Source organism: Paenibacillus sp. FSL K6-2393 (assembly GCF_038002545.1).
Taxonomy (GTDB): Bacteria; Bacillota; Bacilli; order Paenibacillales; family Paenibacillaceae; genus Paenibacillus.
In genome coordinates this window covers 4,096,344-4,114,066 of record NZ_JBBOCU010000001.1, presented here as the reverse complement: position 1 = coordinate 4,114,066, position 17,723 = coordinate 4,096,344, and the positions used below count along the sequence as shown (strand labels likewise).

At 46.0% G+C, this 17,723-nt stretch carries 15 protein-coding genes; 13 read left to right on the top strand and 2 right to left on the bottom strand.

Translation table 11 applies throughout. From position 1 onward, the window contains the following. Positions 1 to 66 precede the first annotated feature (66 nt). Together MHI14_RS17965 and MHI14_RS17960 are read left to right on the top strand one after the other, a co-directional pair. On the top strand, positions 67 to 522 hold the full coding sequence (locus tag MHI14_RS17965) for an SRPBCC family protein (protein ID WP_341130932.1): 456 nt from the start codon (positions 67 to 69) through the stop codon (positions 520 to 522). 32 nt (positions 523 to 554) lie between these two features. Beyond that, positions 555 to 716, top strand: a complete 162-nt coding sequence (locus MHI14_RS17960; RefSeq protein WP_155985038.1) for a hypothetical protein — start codon at positions 555 to 557, stop codon at positions 714 to 716. Position 717: 1 nt separating this feature from the next. On the opposite strand, the gene MHI14_RS17955 is transcribed toward MHI14_RS17960, so the two are convergent. Then, positions 718 to 1,938 carry an MFS transporter gene (locus MHI14_RS17955; RefSeq protein WP_341130931.1) on the bottom strand — a complete coding sequence of 407 codons (1,221 nt, stop codon included), beginning with the start codon at positions 1,936 to 1,938 and terminating at the stop codon, positions 718 to 720. Positions 1,939 to 2,177: 239 nt separating this feature from the next. Between MHI14_RS17955 and MHI14_RS17950 the strand changes: the two genes are divergently transcribed. Together MHI14_RS17950 and MHI14_RS17945 are read left to right on the top strand one after the other, a co-directional pair. Continuing rightward, positions 2,178 to 2,759 (top strand): TetR/AcrR family transcriptional regulator, encoded by a 582-nt coding sequence (locus MHI14_RS17950; RefSeq protein ID WP_341130930.1) that lies wholly within the window; start codon positions 2,178 to 2,180, stop codon positions 2,757 to 2,759. Positions 2,760 to 3,108: 349 nt separating this feature from the next. Continuing rightward, positions 3,109 to 4,077, top strand: coding sequence for a D-2-hydroxyacid dehydrogenase family protein (locus tag MHI14_RS17945; RefSeq protein WP_341130929.1), 969 nt, complete (start codon positions 3,109 to 3,111; stop codon positions 4,075 to 4,077). A 134-nt stretch (positions 4,078 to 4,211) separates the two neighbouring features. Here the strand turns inward: MHI14_RS17945 and MHI14_RS17940 are convergent, their stop codons facing one another. Then, complete coding sequence (locus MHI14_RS17940) at positions 4,212 to 5,249, bottom strand: LacI family DNA-binding transcriptional regulator (protein WP_341130928.1); 1,038 nt, start codon at positions 5,247 to 5,249, stop codon at positions 4,212 to 4,214. 376 nt (positions 5,250 to 5,625) lie between these two features. Here MHI14_RS17940 and MHI14_RS17935 point away from each other — a divergent pair, with 376 nt between their 5' ends. The 9 genes from MHI14_RS17935 (at position 5,626) to MHI14_RS17895 (ending at position 17,671) form a co-directional block, all read left to right on the top strand. Continuing rightward, a complete protein-coding gene (locus MHI14_RS17935) occupies positions 5,626 to 6,675 on the top strand; it encodes a 2,3-butanediol dehydrogenase (protein WP_076249528.1) in 1,050 nt (349 codons plus the stop codon). Between the two features lie 181 nt (positions 6,676 to 6,856). Further along, positions 6,857 to 8,170, top strand: a complete 1,314-nt coding sequence (locus MHI14_RS17930) for a hypothetical protein (protein ID WP_341130927.1) — start codon at positions 6,857 to 6,859, stop codon at positions 8,168 to 8,170. Between the two features lie 331 nt (positions 8,171 to 8,501). Continuing rightward, positions 8,502 to 9,605: an NADH:flavin oxidoreductase gene (locus tag MHI14_RS17925; protein ID WP_249910892.1), complete on the top strand. Its 1,104-nt coding sequence runs from the start codon at positions 8,502 to 8,504 to the stop codon at positions 9,603 to 9,605. A gap of 399 nt (positions 9,606 to 10,004) precedes the next feature. Further along, positions 10,005 to 11,348 carry a beta-N-acetylhexosaminidase gene (nagZ, locus tag MHI14_RS17920; RefSeq protein WP_341130926.1) on the top strand — a complete coding sequence of 448 codons (1,344 nt, stop codon included), beginning with the start codon at positions 10,005 to 10,007 and terminating at the stop codon, positions 11,346 to 11,348. A 41-nt stretch (positions 11,349 to 11,389) separates the two neighbouring features. Beyond that, the gene (locus tag MHI14_RS17915) at positions 11,390 to 12,094 is read left to right on the top strand and encodes a response regulator transcription factor (RefSeq protein WP_091031246.1); all 705 of its coding nucleotides are present in this window, start codon (positions 11,390 to 11,392) and stop codon (positions 12,092 to 12,094) included. Then, the gene (locus tag MHI14_RS17910) at positions 12,091 to 13,074 is read left to right on the top strand and encodes a sensor histidine kinase (protein ID WP_176872664.1); all 984 of its coding nucleotides are present in this window, start codon (positions 12,091 to 12,093) and stop codon (positions 13,072 to 13,074) included. Before MHI14_RS17915 ends, MHI14_RS17910 begins: the two co-directional genes overlap by 4 nt. 274 nt (positions 13,075 to 13,348) lie before the next feature. Beyond that, positions 13,349 to 14,119, top strand: coding sequence for an ABC transporter ATP-binding protein (locus MHI14_RS17905; protein ID WP_091031241.1), 771 nt, complete (start codon positions 13,349 to 13,351; stop codon positions 14,117 to 14,119). After that, positions 14,094 to 16,052, top strand: coding sequence for an FtsX-like permease family protein (locus tag MHI14_RS17900; protein WP_091031239.1), 1,959 nt, complete (start codon positions 14,094 to 14,096; stop codon positions 16,050 to 16,052). The genes MHI14_RS17905 and MHI14_RS17900 overlap by 26 nt, the downstream gene beginning before the upstream one ends. A 173-nt stretch (positions 16,053 to 16,225) precedes the next feature. Then, a complete protein-coding gene (locus MHI14_RS17895; RefSeq protein WP_091031237.1) occupies positions 16,226 to 17,671 on the top strand; it encodes a 4-hydroxyphenylacetate 3-hydroxylase family protein in 1,446 nt (481 codons plus the stop codon). Positions 17,672 to 17,723: the final 52 nt, after the last annotated feature.

Sequence of the window (17,723 nt, the reverse complement as noted above, 5' to 3'; positions counted from 1 at the left end):
GTTCGACCAAGGAAGCAAGCGTATACTTTGCAAAGACCTTATTTTTCCTGCCAAGGAGCGATCGCCATGATTGAAGTGACAACCGAGATTACGATACATGCCTCGATTGAACGGTGCTTTGACTATGCCCGGGATATTGATGTACATACTCAGACCGTCTGGAAACATACGCGAGAGCGAGCAGTCGCAGGAGTAACCACAGGAAGAATTGGAGCAGGGGATACAGTAACATTTCAGGCTACCCACTTTGGTGTCAGACAGAAGCTGAAGTCCCGAATTGTGCAGTTTGAACGACCGTTCCTCTTTGTGGATCAGATGGAGAAAGGGGCTTTCAAGAGCATGCGACATGAACATCATTTTAGCGAATGCGGAGATCAGATGACTTGCATGAGAGATACACTTCGATTCGAAGCTCCACTAGGATTGCTGGGATGGGCAACGGAGCGACTTGTGCTGAAGAGATACATGCAGGCATTTCTAGAGGATCGTAATCGTAAGCTCAAAGTGATACTTGAACAGTAGCCAGAATTGAAGGGATAGAGGAGAGAAGACGTTTGATGGATAATGAATATTTTGTAGGTTGGGGCACACTTGCCTTGATTAATGCCGGACTGGCCCAGGGAAAAAACAGAAGTGGTCGGAACTGGTTTCTGATTTCCCTGTTATTTGGTCCGTTAGCAACCCTCTTTATTGTGGTCTGGAATAAACTGGACTAATTCAACGATTGAGATTCCGATGCATATAACGATCGATCATCCAGAACACAAGGGCTGCTGCACTAACGCCAGCACCTAACCAGCATACGGCTGTCCAGCCCGCCCATGCATACACTTGGGTAGAAACGATGGAGCCGATTGCACTGCCGATGGAATAAAAGATCATATAAGCTGCCGTCAGGCGGCTCTGTGCTTCGGGGCGAACTTCGTAGATCAGGCTCTGGTTGGTAACATGTACGGCCTGCACGGCGAGATCGAGCAGGATAACACCCAGGATCAGGAACCAGAGAGAATGATGGACATAACCGATGGGCAGCCAGGACAAGAGCAGAATGACAAGGGCGACACCGGTTGTTTTCTGCCCAAGGCCCTGATCGGCGAGTTTACCTGCACGGGCAGCGGCCAGTGCCCCAGCCGCTCCTGCCAGACCGAATGCACCTATGACCGTATGAGACAAGGACAGTGGAGGGCTACTTAGTGGCAGTACCATAGAAGTCCACAAGATGCTGAAGGCTGTAAAAATCAACATGGCCAGCACACCTCGTACTCGTAACACACGCAACTCACGGTACAGTTGCAAGACGGAACCGAGTAATTGGATATAGCTTTGTTTCACTTGTGGTGATTGCTGCTTTGGGAGAACAAAAAATAATGCGACAATTCCGAGTAATGTAAGGCTGGCAGAGAACAGATATACCGATCTCCACCCGAGCCAATCGTTCAGTGTACCTGCAACCGTTCGTGCAAGTAAAATGCCAATGACGATTCCGCTGGTTACCTGCCCGACAATGCGACCACGTTCGGACGGGGTTGCCAAGTGTGCAGCAAAGGCAACGAGCGTTTGCGTAATGACGGCTAATAAACCAACGACAGCCATGCCCGTGAATAAAAGTGAGCTGGATTGTGCGGTTCCTACGAGAACCAGTGCAAGCACAGATAAGAGCATTTGAATGATGATCAGCTTGCGGCGATTTAAGAGGTCACCAAGCGGAACGAGAAGGAACAGCCCCAAGGCATAACAGATTTGAGTCACTGTGATGACAATCCCTATGGATGATGGAGAGAGACTGAATTCTTGAGCAATGGAGTCCAGCAGAGGTTGAGCATAATAAATATTGGCGACCGCAAGTCCGCTGCACACGGCAAAGAGAAGAGCAACTAACCGTGACATGGCAGGACGATCCTTATTGGATAATTGTGCATCTGAAGAAGAAGTTTGCATGCGTATTTGTCACCTTTCTATTATGTACTGATCGGTATGTTATGTTTCGGGATAACCATACTTTATTTACGTGAATTCTGTCAACAGAGAATTGGATGAGATTTTCAATTTAGTTAAAAACGCTTTATGGAAGAGTTTTTTTAATTTTAATAATCTTTATTGAGTGATCTTTGACTTATCCATTGGTATGAGGTTAAAATATATAAACATACTGATCGATACATAAAGAGGTGAATTGTATGGTTAGACAACGGGAATTTGATACGGATAAAGCACTCGATGCAGCGATGCATACGTTTTGGAACAAAGGGTTCGAAGCGTCATCTTTAAATGATTTGACGACCGCAATGGGCATACAACGTCCCAGTCTGTATGCGGCTTTTGGCGATAAAAAGGAATTATTTGAAACAGCACTTCGCAGGTATACCACTCAGCATGCGGCTCAAGTCAGAGCCAGACTTCAACAGGGCTCATCCGTGAGGGAAGCGTTTCGTGGATTGTTTGAACATATTGGAGCAGAGGGAAGTGTGACCGAGCCTAGTCACGGCTGTTTTTGCATTAATACGATGGTTGAACTGGCTCCACATGATCCCAAATTCGCTGTCCTTACACGGGAGCATCAGATGTATCTGGGTGTTCTTTTCAAGGAAACGATAGAACGAGGGCAACAGAGCGGGGAGTTGTCTACTGACATGAACGCGAATGCGGTCGCACAGTCTCTGGTAGTATCCATGATTGGACTGACTGTACTGATGAAATCAGGACCGGACCGCTTGTTTGTAGAGCAGAGCATCCAGGTTACACTATCTTTGTTGCAGTAATCGGAATGATACTTTTTAAAATGATGCAGAGTACCTCAATATACGAGGGTTATGTAAGTTGCTTCCCTGCTCTTATCTGTGTCTGATGGCATTGGGCAGATGAAGCCAGAGTTGCTACAATATACATAAATAGGACTAAACATTTACACAAAACGGAGAGGACAGAAATAAGCTGAGGAAGCGGAGCGTTCGCCTTTATCCCCGGATTTTTCCTTTATAAAAAGGAATCGAAGAAAATCTGGGGATAACAGCGATCAGAAGGTTGTTCTGTCATTGGAGTGACCAGTGTAAAGATTCTTTAGACAATTTATACAGATAAGAATTGAGCAGATATAGGAGGAGATCAGAAATGAATACAAAGTTGCGCTGTGCTGTTTTGGATGACTATCAGAACGTTGCGCTGACGTCGGCGGACTGGAGTCCATTGATGGATCAGGTAGAGATTCAGACATTCAACAACTATATGGGCTCGGAAGAAAAAGTCATTCAGGAATTGCAGGATTTCGATATTGTGGTTCTGATGCGGGAACGTACACCGTTTCCGGAGAAGGTCATTTCTCAGCTCCCTAAGCTAAAACTTCTGATTACAAGTGGTATGCGCAACGCGTCGATAGATCTCAAGGCTACAGAGAAGAACGGGATCATTGTGTGTGGAACCGAGGGAAGCTCTAATCCGCCGACGGAGCTTACATGGGCACTGATTCTGGGGCTGTCCAGACAACTGGTTACGGAAAATAATGCACTTCGCTCCAATCGAAACTGGCAGAGCACTGTAGGGTTGGATTTGCATGGGAGAACACTTGGATTGCTCGGTTTGGGCAAGATAGGCACTCGCATGGCTGAGATCGCACAAGCATTTGGTATGAATGTGATGGCCTGGAGCGAGAATCTAACACAAGAGAAAGCCGAAAAACATGGTGTCATCTGGTCCGAGACCAAGGAGCAATTGCTTGCACAGAGCGACATCGTATCCATTCATCTGGTATTGAGTGATCGTACGCGGAATCTGATCGGACAAGCCGAGTTTCAACTAATGAAATCGAGTGCGCTACTCATCAATACGTCGCGAGCGGGCATTGTCGATCAGGAAGCTATGGTGGAGGCATTGCAGAGTGGTGTGATTGCTGGTGCAGGTCTGGATGTATATGAGCAGGAACCGCTGCCAGTTAACCATGTGATGCGAACATTGCCCAACGTTCTGGCCACACCGCATCTGGGTTATGTGACTCGTGGCAATTATGAAATCTATTATGATCATACCGTGGAGAATATAGCGATGTTCCTGAAGGGAACACCAATCAGGCAACTGCTTTCTTAGAATGAACGTATGCGGAGTATGACTCGGCTATAATTATATAGAATCAACGACAAATAAGGTGCTGCCAGGAAAGAGTTAGACCTGAGCAACACCTTTTTAGTATATCTGTGTAGCAGAACAAATGAAGGAATAGCTTAACTGTGTGGTCCTCGCTGGGAGGAATGAATCATGGCTACGCTTGATTCACGAACGATTAAGCGCGGTTCAAATTGGATATGTTCGTAATCGGTCGTATTCATCTCCCGAATTCGTTTTAACAACAGCTCGGTAGCAAGTCTGGCGACTTCTTCGCCCATTATGGAGACGGAACTAATCTGAGGAGACGTGACGGTCGTCCATTGATTGTTATCGACACCAACAACAGCCACATCTTCAGGTACACGAACCCCTAACTCCTTGAACCGATTAACCAATCCGATGGCAACCATATCATTAATGGCATAGACGGCATCTGGCATATGCGTAAGTCCATAGAAATAATCTGCAGCATTGGCACCTGTATTCAATGAAAAGTCCTCACCAAAGTAGACGAGAGAAATGTCTACGTGACCTATGGCTTGCTCATACGCACGAAAGCGTTCTTCAATAATGTCCTTCGGTGCTCCTGCATAAGCGATTCGAGTCCGGCCAATTTTGAACAGATGTTCCATCACCAATTTGCCTTCAGGTTGAGACAGAGAGACGATATCTGCCTTCATGCCCGGTTCCAGTTTTTTGCCGTAATTAATCATGGAGATAGGGAGTGGCGCTTTATCAATCAGTCCGGGTAACGTTTTGGGGTACGCCAGAGGCATGAAGATCAGTCCGTCCACATGCAATTTTTTGACATTACGAATGGTTTCCAGCTCGGTTCTGGCATTGCCTGCCGTATTGATCTGCACGACATGGTACCCATGCTGCTTCGCCGTTTGCTCTACAGACCAGGAGATTTCCGGAATGATGGCGTTACGTATGTCGGGTACAACAAGCGCGATCTGGTGCGTTTGCCGGATTTTCAGACTCTGTGCCGAGGTGTTGGGTACAAACCCCAGTTCTTCAATGGCCTGCATCACCTTATCCCGTGTTTTACTGCTGATGCCTTCTGAATTGTTGATGGCCCGGGATACGGTAGCGATGCCCACGCCGGCACGCTCTGCAACGTCCTTGATCGTAAGTTTCTGTTCTTTCCTCAATGTACGGTTACCTCACTTTATCGGAAACGATTCCGAATTATTAGGAATATGTATGAACTTCACGATAGTTATATAACTTGATTATAACATTTGAGCAATGAAGTATCCCGTGAAAGGACCAGATTTATGGCGAGGTATGATTATATTTCATTCAGTCTGCAATATTATTTGCCATGATATATGTTAATAATAAGGATTACATCGTTTTAAGATCACTTGAATTAAAGTATAAGCATTCTAAAGTAAACTCGATATGATCACGAAATAGACATATTAGTGGAGAAATATGTTTGACAGCGTATCTAAAATGTGACATATTTAATTTACGGAAACGTTTCCGATTATATCACACATTATGATCTGGGAGATGAAATGAATGAAAGCATTACGTTGGCATGGAGTCAAAGATTTACGTCTCGAAAATATTAATGAACCTCACCCTGAAGAAGGTAAGGTCAAAATAAAAGTGGAATGGTGCGGCATCTGCGGCAGTGACTTGCACGAGTACACAGCAGGTCCGATTTTCATTCCGGCTCAAGCGCCACATCCGCTAACAGGGGAACAAGCGCCTATAGTCATGGGGCATGAATTCTCAGGACAGGTGGTTGAAGTAGGGGAAGGTGTTACACGTTTCAAGGCGGGCGATCGTGTTGTGGTAGAACCCATCTATGCATGTGGACACTGCGAAGCTTGTAAACAGGGCAGATACAATCTTTGCGATCAGATGGGTTTCCTTGGACTCGCTGGAGGCGGAGGAGGATTCTCCGAGTATGTAACTGCTGCAGAAAACATGGTACATGCCATTCCGGATTCAATCTCGTATGAGCAAGGTGCGTTGGTTGAACCTTCAGCTGTAGCACTTCACGCTGTGCGCCAAAGCAAACTGAAAGTGGGAGATACGGCAGCCGTGTTTGGCGCAGGCCCAATCGGACTACTGGTCATCGAAGCGCTTAAAGCTTCGGGAGCGTCGGATATTTATGTGGTGGAGTTATCGGATGAACGGAAAGCAAAAGCCGAAGAGCTCGGTGCCATTGTGATTGATCCTATGCAGTTTAATGTAGTGGAAGAGATCCATCAACGTACACAAGGTGGCGTTAACGTAGCCTATGAAGTAACTGGTGTTCCACGTGTTCTGCAACAAGCCATCGATTCAACACGTATTGGTGGAGAGTTGATGATCGTCAGTATTTTTGAACAGGAAGCACCGATTCACCCGAACTCAATTGTCATGAAAGAACGTACAGTTAATGGCATTATTGGTTATCGCGATGTTTTCCCGGCGGTTATCAGTCTGATGGATAAAGGTTTCTTCCCGGCTGACAAGCTGGTGACCAAACGAATTTCGTTGGATGAAGTGGTAGAGCATGGATTTGAAGCACTGTTGAAAGAGAAAAATCAGGTTAAGATTTTGGTAAAAGCTGAATAGAAATCACAGACAGTAAGAACAAGTAGACAGCACATCAACAGATGTGATTGTCTACTTTTTTTGTATAAATAGGGCGGAATTTGTTGCATGTGCGGGTGGTTTTACATAGTATAAAAAGATACAATTTGTATCATCTTGGTGTGAAGGTAATGATGATGAAAAAATGAAGGAGGAAGCGGACATGCAGAGACATACAAAATGGACAGCCGTAATTTTGACCATTGTCGCAGGAATGAGCTGGATGCTAATGGGGAACTCCAAACCGAAAAACACCACGTCAACGAGTCAACCCCCTGCGACGGAACGTGGGCTTGCCAAGGTGTCGAATGCACCGATCAGTTCAGCGGATGTAACATCGAAGATCGAACTGTTAGGCAGACCTTTTACCAAAACACCATATGCTAATAACGTCTGGGACATGCAACTGTACAACGGCAAAATATATTTGGGCCACGGAAATAGCAGCAATCTGGGCGTAGCTCCAAATTCAGGCCCTATTCCAGTCATTTATTATGATACAGCGAACGCGAAATTTAAGACCCAATCGGTGACTAACAGCAACCCGGGCATCTTGCCATCAACGAAGATGTATGTGGATGAGGAACAGATTGATATCTACAGAGTACTAAACGACAAGTTATATATTCCTGGCAATGATTCCGATAGTGAACAGTGGGAACTGGGTAACTTTTATCGTCTGGATGGAGAGGTGTGGACCAAATATCGCAATCTGCCGCTTGGTGTACACGTATACGATTTGGCATCTTATCAGGGTAAGATGTTTGCCGCGCTGGGGACAGATTCCAAACCAACGATATTAATCTCTCATGATGAAGGTGAAACTTGGCAGAAATATGCGACCATTAATACGTTTGGTTTCCGGGCTTATACCATGTTCCATCTTAATGGCAAGTTATATGCATCTGGCATGATGTATCCTGCCAATAAAATATGGAATGACAAAACTAATATTCTGGAGATTAACGAAAAGCTTGAGAAACGAGATGTTGTCATCTATGGCAGCAAAATGCTGCCTGGACTAACCTATCAAACGGGCACGATTCCTTATAATAAAATAGGCAAAAATGTTAACTTCAATAACAAGTTGCTCTATATAGCGGGAGGCGTGTTCAATGATGGGCAGCTGCTGCCCAAATCCTTGAATGTCATGACCGACATTAATCAGGCAAGGCGAGTTAATCTCCCAGATGCCAAGGCGCTTCCTACGGATGTGCTGTTACGAGACGGCAAGGTATATGTGCTTACGTACACTCGCCAAAGTGCCAATCTGTATATCAATCGGGTCTACCAATCCACGGATCTGACCACATGGAATGAGATTTTACGTTTTAATCAGGACACCTATGCCAAGTCTTTCGAAGAGAACGAGGGTGACTTCTACTTTGGTCTGGGTACCGATCCGGATGTGTTATCGACTTCATCAGGGAAATTGCTTCGAGTGAACCGCAGTGATATCCCTGTGAATGCTAATTAAATTCGAAGGAAGATTATGGATTATATACTATGCTACATCCACATTATTGGTGACCGGGAAAATACTTTAAGATGTAGTAGAGTGCATGTCAGACTGCTTCCGTAGTGGATCAAACAGAGGCTGCCGTAAGGTAGCTTTCTTTTTTTTCTATAAGATACGTTTGAACGCCCAACTTCGAAAATTTGAAAATAAAATTAAGAAACTATAAAATGGATAGAGAAATAATCCTAAACCAGTCAACTGGAGTACACTTGTTACAATATACAAAAGCATGTCGCATTTCATGTGGATGCGGAGTTCCATACTTCCAATTGCAAAGGAGCAATGTACTATGAACGTACCTTCAGCATTATTCAAACCTTTCACCTCGGACAAGCTAACATTGTCTAATCGAATCGTTATGGCACCCATGACTCGCGGATTCTCACCAGAGGGTGTACCTGGACCAGAAGTTGCTGAATACTATCGTCGCAGAGCAGCAGGTGGAGTGGGGCTCATCATAACGGAAGGTACAGGCATTAATCATCCATCTTCGGTTAGTGGAGCCAGTATTCCATTATTCCATGGTGAAGATTCGTTGCAAGGATGGGCTAATGTTGTGAAAGCAGTACATGAAGCGGGTGGCAAAATCATGCCACAATTGTGGCATGTGGGTACAGCACGTCGTTCCGGTGACTTGCCTAACGCAGAAGCTGAGCCTGTAAGTCCGTCAGGGGTTAGCATGGCAGGTGAACCATCACGTGAACCTTTAACGGAAGAGGAGATTCAAGGGCTTGTACAGGCATATGCCCAAGCGGCAGCGGATGCACAGCGAATCGGGTTTGACGGCATTGAACTGCACGGAGCCCATGGGTACTTGATTGACCAATTCTTCTGGGAGCAGACGAATCGACGGACCGACAAATATGGTGGTGATTTGGTACGGCGAACTCAATTTGCGGTTGAAGTAATTGAAGCTTGTCGTGCGGCGGTTGGTCCTGATTTCCCAATTGTGCTCCGGTTCTCCCAATGGAAGATGGGGAATTATGAGGCACGTCTGGTGGAGACGCCAGAACAATTGGAGCAATTCTTGGCACCACTCAGTGCTGCTGGCGTGGATATATTCCATTGCTCTACACGCCGGTTCTGGTTACCGGAGTTCGAAGGTTCCGAGCTGAACCTTGCGGGTTGGACGCAGAAAATCACTGGCAAACCAGCCATTTCGGTTGGATCGGTAGGTCTTGAAGCTGAATTTGTGGACAGAGCAACCGAGAACCAGGGAACAGGGGATGCCCATCTGGATCTATTAAATGAGAAGCTGGAGAACAATGAATTTGACCTGATCGCCTTGGGTCGTGTTCTGCTTAGTGATCCCGAATGGCCTGCCAAAGTTCGTGAAGGTCGCATATCCGAAATCATTCCATTTACAACGGAAGTGTTGCAAACACTCCATTAATAGAAGCCTAAGAACGTTTGGTGAAAGGTGAACCAACGCTGAACGGCAACGATTTACAACGAAAAGTAAAACAAAAACGAACAAATAGGCCGCCTTTGGGCGGCTTTTTGATGTAGCTATAATAATAATTTCAACATATGAAAAATTCATAATAGTAAAACACTTTCCTGCGCCGTTGCTCCTATTGATTATCCCCACACGTCCCGCACGCGCTTGGTCACAACACCATTAAGTTCAATATTTCAGGTTCTATAGCAACCACTTTTTTTGCCGCTTAAGTGTCAGTACAACGATTCAATCCTCAGAAGCGCTCATTTTGAAAATCATTCACCTTGTGATAAGGTTAGGCCTGAACCTTCGAATTACCAAGATGACATTACATAAGGAGGATGAATATCCTTGCACAATTATAGGTACAACTCGAACAATAAATGGAGAAAACCACTGCATATGCTGTGTCTTCTGCTGGGAATCGTTTTGCTTTTATCGGCATGTGGCCAAGCACAGAAACCTTCCTCCGCAACAGACTCGAATACCGGCGGCTCAAACGCTGGCTCCAACTCAGGGCAATCTTCCTCATCGCCGGAGCAGAATACCGCTCCACCGCAGGAAGAAGTACCAGAGGAACCGCAAGAAGAAGTCGATCCGGTGCAGGAGCAGCTCAGTTCATTAACGTTAGAAGAGAAGATTGGACAGATGATACTGGCCGGTGTTCAAGGGACAACGTTGGATGATCAAGCCAAACAGATGATTACGGATCAAAAGGTAGGGGGCATTATTTTCTATGCCAACAATGTATCGACACTCGAGGGAACAGCCAAGTTTGTACAATCCATCAAGGAAGCGAATCAATCCAACCCGGTACCGATCTTCATGAGTGTGGATCAGGAGGGTGGCAAAGTCAGTCGTATGCCAGAGACGGTGGAATCCATTCCTTCCAGTAGAAAAGTAGGCGAGACGAATGATAGCGCACTTGCTGAAACGATGGGCGAATTGCTGGCCAGACAAGTTCAGCTTGCAGGTTTTAATGTGGACTTTGCTCCTGTGCTGGATGTGAACAGTAACCCGAAGAACCCGGTGATTGGAGATCGTTCATTCGGCAGCTCGGCAGAACTGGTGTCACGTATGGGGATTGCAGAGATGAAGGGACTACGTAGTGAAGGCATTATTCCGGTAGTGAAACATTTTCCGGGTCATGGTGATACGTCCGTGGACTCCCATCTTGATCTGCCTGTTGTGAACAAAACTGAAAAACAACTGGCCGAACTTGAATGGATTCCATTCAAGGCCGCAGTGAAGGAGCAGGTAGAGGCGGTCATGGTTGCACACATTTTGTTCCCGAAGCTGGACCCAGATCATCCGGCTTCCTTATCGGATGTCATTATTGGTGAACATTTGCGCGGGAAGTTCAATTATGATGGTGTGGTCATCACAGATGACCTGAGTATGGGTGCAATCGCGAAGAACTTCAAGTTGGATGAAGCTGCCCTAGCAACGGTTAAAGCAGGAAGTGACATTCTGTTGGTAGCTCATAGTTATGAGAGTGCCAAGACGATTTTTGATACGCTAATAAGTGCAGTGAAGTCAGGCAAGATCACCGAGTCCCGAATTGATGAAAGTGTATATCGTATCCTGGCATTGAAGCAACAATACAAGTTATCGGATGATCAGAAAGCTTCTGGAGACCTGAAGCAATTGAATGCAGATATTGTGGATTGGCGTAAGCAAATCGATGCTAGATAATAAATCCTGTGTTATGATTTTGCCAGAGGTGAGATCCAATAATGTATACCATTATGATAATAGAGGATGATCCCAAGATTGCGGGATTATTGAAATCACATATTGAACGCTACGGGGACCGGGCCGTTCTGGTCGAGGATTTTGAGATGATTGTGCAACAGTTTGAGCAGGTACAGCCACATGTGGTACTTCTGGATATCAACTTGCCCAGTTACGATGGTTTCTATTGGTGCCGCCAGATTCGTACGCTGTCCACATGCCCCATTTTGTTTATCTCCGCGCGGAGTGGGAAGATGGATCAGGTCATGGCACTGGAGAACGGGGCGGATGATTATATTACGAAGCCATTTGAGCATGAGATTGTTATAGCGAAAATTCGAAGTCAGCTACGCCGGGTATATGGGGATTATGCTGCACGTGACGAAGAACGCAAGGTGGAACTGGACGGCTTGGTCGTGTACTTGGAAAGACTGGAGATTCAGCTTGGTGATCGCAAAGTGCAGCTGACGAAGAAGGAAACGATTCTGCTGGAAACGTTACTGCGCCGCAGTCCCAAGCTGGTGAGCAGAGAGACAATCTTGGAGAAGCTGTGGGATGACTCTTTTGTAGATGACAATACACTCAGCGTTAACGTTACTCGGGTGCGTAAGCGATTAGCTGAGCTTGGTATTACGGATGCACTGGAAACGGTCAGAGGTTCGGGTTACCGATTGAACAATAACTGGAAAGCTTCTTCTCCATCATGAGATTGTTTATACGAGAACATCTCGCTTTAACGTGCTGGGTTGTTGCCATCTTGTTCACCGTTGTTGCAGTGTTCTGGTATGACGGTTACAACGATTGGGTCACGGCTGCTTATGCCGTAACGCTGGGATTATTTTTGTACGTTGGATATTTGGTGTATCGTTATTATTCACATCGCTCCTTTTATACCCGGATGTCACGGTCGATGGATTCGCTGAAGGAATTTGTACCCTTGAACGAAACAAGTCCATTATCACTGGCACTGGAAAAGCTGCTGGATTCACAATACGGCCAGTATCACGCACATCTGCATCGGTTGGAACAACGGCAGCAAGAATATCTGACATTCATGAACCAGTGGGTCCATCAGATGAAGACACCGTTATCCGTCATCGAGTTGACCGTGGAAGGTCAGGAAGATGACGACCCTAGGCTCATAAGCATTCGAGAGGAAGCAGACCAGATGAGACGGGGATTGGAGACTGTGCTGTATGTGGCGCGGTTGGATACCTTCGAGCAGGATTTCAGTGTGGAACCTGTGATACTGAAGACCGCTGGGGAAGAAGCGATCCATGAGCTCAAGCGATTCTTTATTCGCAATCACGTCTATCCAGAGATGCATATAGATTCTGCGCTGGTTGTACAATCCGATGCCAAGTGGATTCGTTTTGTCTTGGTACAGTTACTGTCGAACGCAATCAAGTACTCTGCGGGCAACGGACAAAAGATTCATCTGCGTGCGTATGAAGCGGAACGCTCTATCATGCTGGAAGTGCAGGATCAGGGCATCGGGATTCCGAAGTCTGATCTGAATCGGGTATTCCAACCTTTCTTCACCGGGGAGAACGGACGGCATTTCAAAGAGTCCACAGGCATGGGATTGTATATAGCAAAAGAAGTGTTAACGCGGATGAATCATCAGATTGATCTTGAATCCGTGTACGGCGAAGGAACGACTGTCCGAATTACATTCAACTCCTGAAGTGACAGGTTGAAGAAGTGTGAGTGGAGTATGAATTACAGTGTAAGTGTAAGTATAGACGTCTATTGCCTGATCGGGGCGAAGGCGTCTTTTTGATTTTCATGATGCAACCTTACAACATTGTCATGTTAGTGAAAGGTTAAACCATAGGAGAATGGCCGAAACTTCGATAGACTGTAGTCAGAAGATCAAAGGAAGGCCATGCATAAACCGCATGCACACAGCATGAACGTATCTTGATTTAAATTTTATACATGACTAAGGAGTTGTAACTATGGAGATTTGTTCTGTCAAACAGATCAGCAAAATCTATAAAGGCGTTGTATCGTATGAAGCATTATCAGGTATTGACCTCAGTATTCAGGAAGGAGAGTTTGTCGGGATTATGGGACCATCGGGTAGTGGCAAAACGACACTTCTGAACATGATCTCTACAATCGATCATCCCACATCCGGAGAACTGCGGATTGCAGGCAAGAATCCGTTTGAACTTGAACCAGACGATCTTGCGCTGTTCCGGCGTAAAGAGCTGGGATTTGTTTTTCAGTCCTTCAATCTGTTGAACACACTGACGGTTAAGGAAAACATCGTATTACCCCTTACGCTTGACGGCGTTTCACTGACAGAGATGAACACACGTGTGGAACGACTTGCGGGCAAGCTGGGAATCGAAAGCATTTTGAACAAGCGGACCTATGAGATCTCAGGTGGACAGGCACAACGTACGGCTATTGCCAGAGCGCTAATTCATTCACCCAAGCTGATTCTGGCTGATGAACCAACAGGTAATCTGGATTCGAAGGCGGCAAGAGATGTGATGGAGATTCTGGAAACCCGCAATCAGGAAGACCGGGCTACGATGCTGCTGGTTACCCATGATGCAGTCGCCGCAAGTTATTGCAGCCGGGTCGTCTTTATCAAGGATGGCAAACTTTACAACGAAATTCACTACGGCGATAATCGTGCAGCCTTTTACCAGAAGATTATTAATGTATTATCCCTAATGGGAGGGTCCGGACATGAATTTTCGCCAGTTCGCCATTAATAACGTTGTTCGCAACAAACGAATTTATCTGGCTCATTTTCTGAGCAGTACATTTTCCGTCATGATCTTCTTTATCTACGCATTGCTCCTCTTCCATCCCGATTTGAAAGAAGGGTTAAAGGGTTCCAATGGAACGGTTACCTTGCTTGCCAACCAGGGGTTTATGATTGCGGAGATCATTATATTCATCTTTTCATTTCTGTTCCTGCTCTATTCGGTAGGTTCATTTCTGAAGACACGCAAGAAAGAGTTTGGTATTTTCCTGATCCTTGGCATGACACCCAAACAGATGAACCGGCTCCTGTTTATGGAGAATATGTGTATCGGATTAGCTTCGATCGTTACGGGCATCGGACTTGGGCTCATTTTCGGCAAATTGATTCTGCTCATCTGTGGCTCCATGCTGGCTGTCGAGAACAGTCTTCGGTTCTATTTTCCACTGAAGGGTATTGCCCTGACGGTTGGCGCATTTCTGCTGTTGTTCGTTGTCATCGCGATGTGTTCATCCTTGCTCATACGCAAAGGTTCACTTATTGAACTTGTGAAATCGGAGGAAAAGCCAAAACCGGAACCGAAAGCATCGCGTCTGCTCGCCTTGTTATCCGTATTGTTCATTGGCGGGGGCTATGCTGGGGTATTCACCTTTGTCTGGGTAAGCTTCTCGTTTCCGCTATTATTTGCGAGTGTTATGGTCGTGATTGCAGGTACATACTTACTGTTCACACAGCTCAGTGTGTACGTTATCCGGGCACTCAAAGGCAATTCACGGTTATTTTTCCGTAAAACCAATATGCTCTTTCTATCAGAACTTACGTATCGAATGAAAGATAACGCCATTATGTTTTTCATGGTAAGTATCATTTCGGCTTCTTCATTTACGGGAATTGGCACCATGCTCGCGATTGCTGACCCGGGGTTGTCGTCGATGTCGAATCCGTACGCATTCAGTTATATGAATTCATGGGATACTCCTCAGTCAGACGAACATATTCAACAGATTGAAGAAGCGTTGATTGATCATCAAGTTCCCTACGTGAAGGGCAGTTATGCTCCTGTATCTGAAAATAATAATGGAGAGATTATCAAGTTAAGTGATTATAACCGTCTGGCGAAGGCACTTGGGTATGAAGAACGTACGTTGAAACAAGTCGATGAGTCATTTATGACACCAAGCAATTTGGCGGTTCGCAAGACGTACCGTAAACAGGCTGAACAAGGATTCTCGGGAGGAAAGGTCACTCTGGAGGTGACTAGTGAGCGCGTACCTGTTCAGCTATCGACACCTGGCACCGAGATTGTGATTCCTTTTGAAGGTGAAATTAATCTCTATATCGTAACTGACGAATTATTTAATCAGATGAGGCCTGCGTACAACGAGGAAGTTGGCATGCCTGAAGGTTTCTATTCGAGGCGAACGATCCAATTTATCGTGAAAGATTGGATGGGCACACGCAGTTTTGCTCCTGAATTGATCAAATCGATTGAAGATGATTATTCCGACAAAGGTTATTACGAGGTTAGCGCGCTTGTGGTGGATTGGCTTAATTCCAAGCAGACCAATGGCATCATTCTAATTTTGAGCGGCCTGATTGGCATTGTTTTCTTCACCTTTGCAGCAAGCTTCACCTATTTCAGACTCTACGCAGACCTTGAACGGGATGAAGCGCAGTATCGCATGATTGGCAAGATGGGACTCAGCCGTCCCGAACTCCGCCAGATCGTAACAAGGCAGCTATTACTTATGTTCTTCCTGCCGATTCTGATTGCCGTCATCCACAGTTCGGTGGCCTTTGTAGCGTTGCAACAGTTGGTTGATTTCTCAGTCTTCGGATACAGTCTTCGCATCTTCCTGGTGTTTGCTTCCATGCAGATCCTGTATTTTGCACTTGTGCGCTGGCGGTACTTGCGTCATATGTATTCCAAGTTAGTCTAAAATAGCATGGCCCAACAGACACCGGACTCTTCGCTCGGTGTCTGTTGACTTTTCTATCTCTGGCACAGTACTATTTTGTTAGATACAGAATGTATCATTACATAGTTTCTCAAGCAGTTAGAAGGATGGAGTTACAGAAATGTCAGGCCGGTGCCTGAGAGGGAGGACATATCATGAGTATCACGATGTCTCGTGGACAAGCTTACATTCAGCGTCTGAATGATGAGCGGAATGTATGGCTGGACGGAGAGCGTATCCAGGTAACTGGGCATCAGGCCTTTCAGGGAACACTTCAAACCATAGAAGGATTGTTCAATCTGGTGGATGACCCGGAGACAAGGGAAACCGTGGCCTATTGGGACGAACAGACGGGAAGTTACGTGCATCACTCTTTTCTTGTGCCTCGTTCACTTCCTGACGTGAACAGCAGGGCGGATGCTTTTCGGCTGTGGGCCGATCGGACGTATGGGGTGATGAGCCGATTGTCTGATTATGCCCGATCCAGGCTGACCGGTTGGTATGCAACACGACATGAGATGACAGCACATGATCCTGCATTTGCAGGTAAAATATCGGCTTATTTTGAACAAGCCAAACGAAACGATGCATTCCTGACCATTGTCCAGCGCGACCCGCAGATTAACCGTTCCTTGCCTGTTGGTGAAGATGAGGATGCCATGCTGCGAATTGTCAAAAGCAATACGGAGGGCGTAGTCATTCGCGGGGCCAAAATGGTGGCAACAGCAGCGCCTTATGCCGATGATATCATTGCTTATCCCGTTCAACGAATTCCAGGCCACCTGCCAGAGCTGGCCCATATGGTAATTGTAGCCGCGGACAGTCCGGGCTTGCACATGATGTGTCGTGAATCTTTTGCCACAAAAGATACAGATAAATCACATCCACTCAGTGCGCAGTATGATGAGATGGATGCTGTATTATTTTTTGACGATGTATTTGTGCCCTGGGAACGTGTATTACTGCACAATAACCCTGAAGCCGTATGGCAGATTCGCTGCAATACAGCTTCGGCCAGTCTGGCCTACCATCAGAGTGTCATTCGATTACACTCGAAACTGGAGTTTATTACAGCCGTGACCTCATCCATTGCCAAGGAGATTGGGGTGGACTCTTTCCTGAATGTGCAGGAACAACTTGGAGAGCTGATCAGTCAGATGCAGACTATCGAGGGACTGATTATTGCTGCTGAAGCACAGTCCAAACCAGACACATTTGGCAACTGGTTGCCGGAATTCAAATATATTGAAACCGCACGTAATCTGGGCAATCGCTATTATCCCCGTGCGGTGGAGATTTTGAAGACCATTGCTGCGGGTGGTCTGATTCAGATTCCTTCAGGTACGTTTGAAATAAATGAAATGATGGGTTCTATGGTAGGCAAATATCTTGGTGGAGTAACGATGCAAGCCCCGGAGAAGATTCGTCTCTTTCAACTCGCATGGGAGCTGACTGGAAGTCCACTCGGAGCAAGGCATGATCTATATGAACGTTTCTACGCGGGTGATCCCGTGCGCAATCGGGCGAACCAATATGTGCAGTATGACAAGGAACGTTTATTGGGAAAAGTTGAACCGTGGCTTCGTTCGCTTAAGGACTGATCTGATGATAAAACAAATGGTCCGAATGAAGATTGTAAAGCCTGAATTAAGA

Excerpts from the sequence above, each read along its gene's own strand:
- MHI14_RS17965 (WP_341130932.1), top strand. The coding sequence starts at position 67 with ATGATTGAAGTGACAACCGAGATTACGATACATGCCTCGATTGAACGG.
- MHI14_RS17955 (WP_341130931.1), bottom strand. The coding sequence starts at position 1,938 with ATGCAAACTTCTTCTTCAGATGCACAATTATCCAATAAGGATCGTCCT.
- MHI14_RS17950 (WP_341130930.1), top strand. The coding sequence starts at position 2,178 with ATGGTTAGACAACGGGAATTTGATACGGATAAAGCACTCGATGCAGCG.
- MHI14_RS17945 (WP_341130929.1), top strand. The coding sequence starts at position 3,109 with ATGAATACAAAGTTGCGCTGTGCTGTTTTGGATGACTATCAGAACGTT.
- MHI14_RS17935 (WP_076249528.1), top strand. The coding sequence starts at position 5,626 with ATGAAAGCATTACGTTGGCATGGAGTCAAAGATTTACGTCTCGAAAAT.
- MHI14_RS17930 (WP_341130927.1), top strand. The coding sequence starts at position 6,857 with ATGCAGAGACATACAAAATGGACAGCCGTAATTTTGACCATTGTCGCA.
- MHI14_RS17925 (WP_249910892.1), top strand. The coding sequence starts at position 8,502 with ATGAACGTACCTTCAGCATTATTCAAACCTTTCACCTCGGACAAGCTA.
- MHI14_RS17915 (WP_091031246.1), top strand. The coding sequence starts at position 11,390 with ATGTATACCATTATGATAATAGAGGATGATCCCAAGATTGCGGGATTA.
- MHI14_RS17910 (WP_176872664.1), top strand. The coding sequence starts at position 12,091 with ATGAGATTGTTTATACGAGAACATCTCGCTTTAACGTGCTGGGTTGTT.
- MHI14_RS17905 (WP_091031241.1), top strand. The coding sequence starts at position 13,349 with ATGGAGATTTGTTCTGTCAAACAGATCAGCAAAATCTATAAAGGCGTT.
- MHI14_RS17900 (WP_091031239.1), top strand. The coding sequence starts at position 14,094 with ATGAATTTTCGCCAGTTCGCCATTAATAACGTTGTTCGCAACAAACGA.
- MHI14_RS17895 (WP_091031237.1), top strand. The coding sequence starts at position 16,226 with ATGAGTATCACGATGTCTCGTGGACAAGCTTACATTCAGCGTCTGAAT.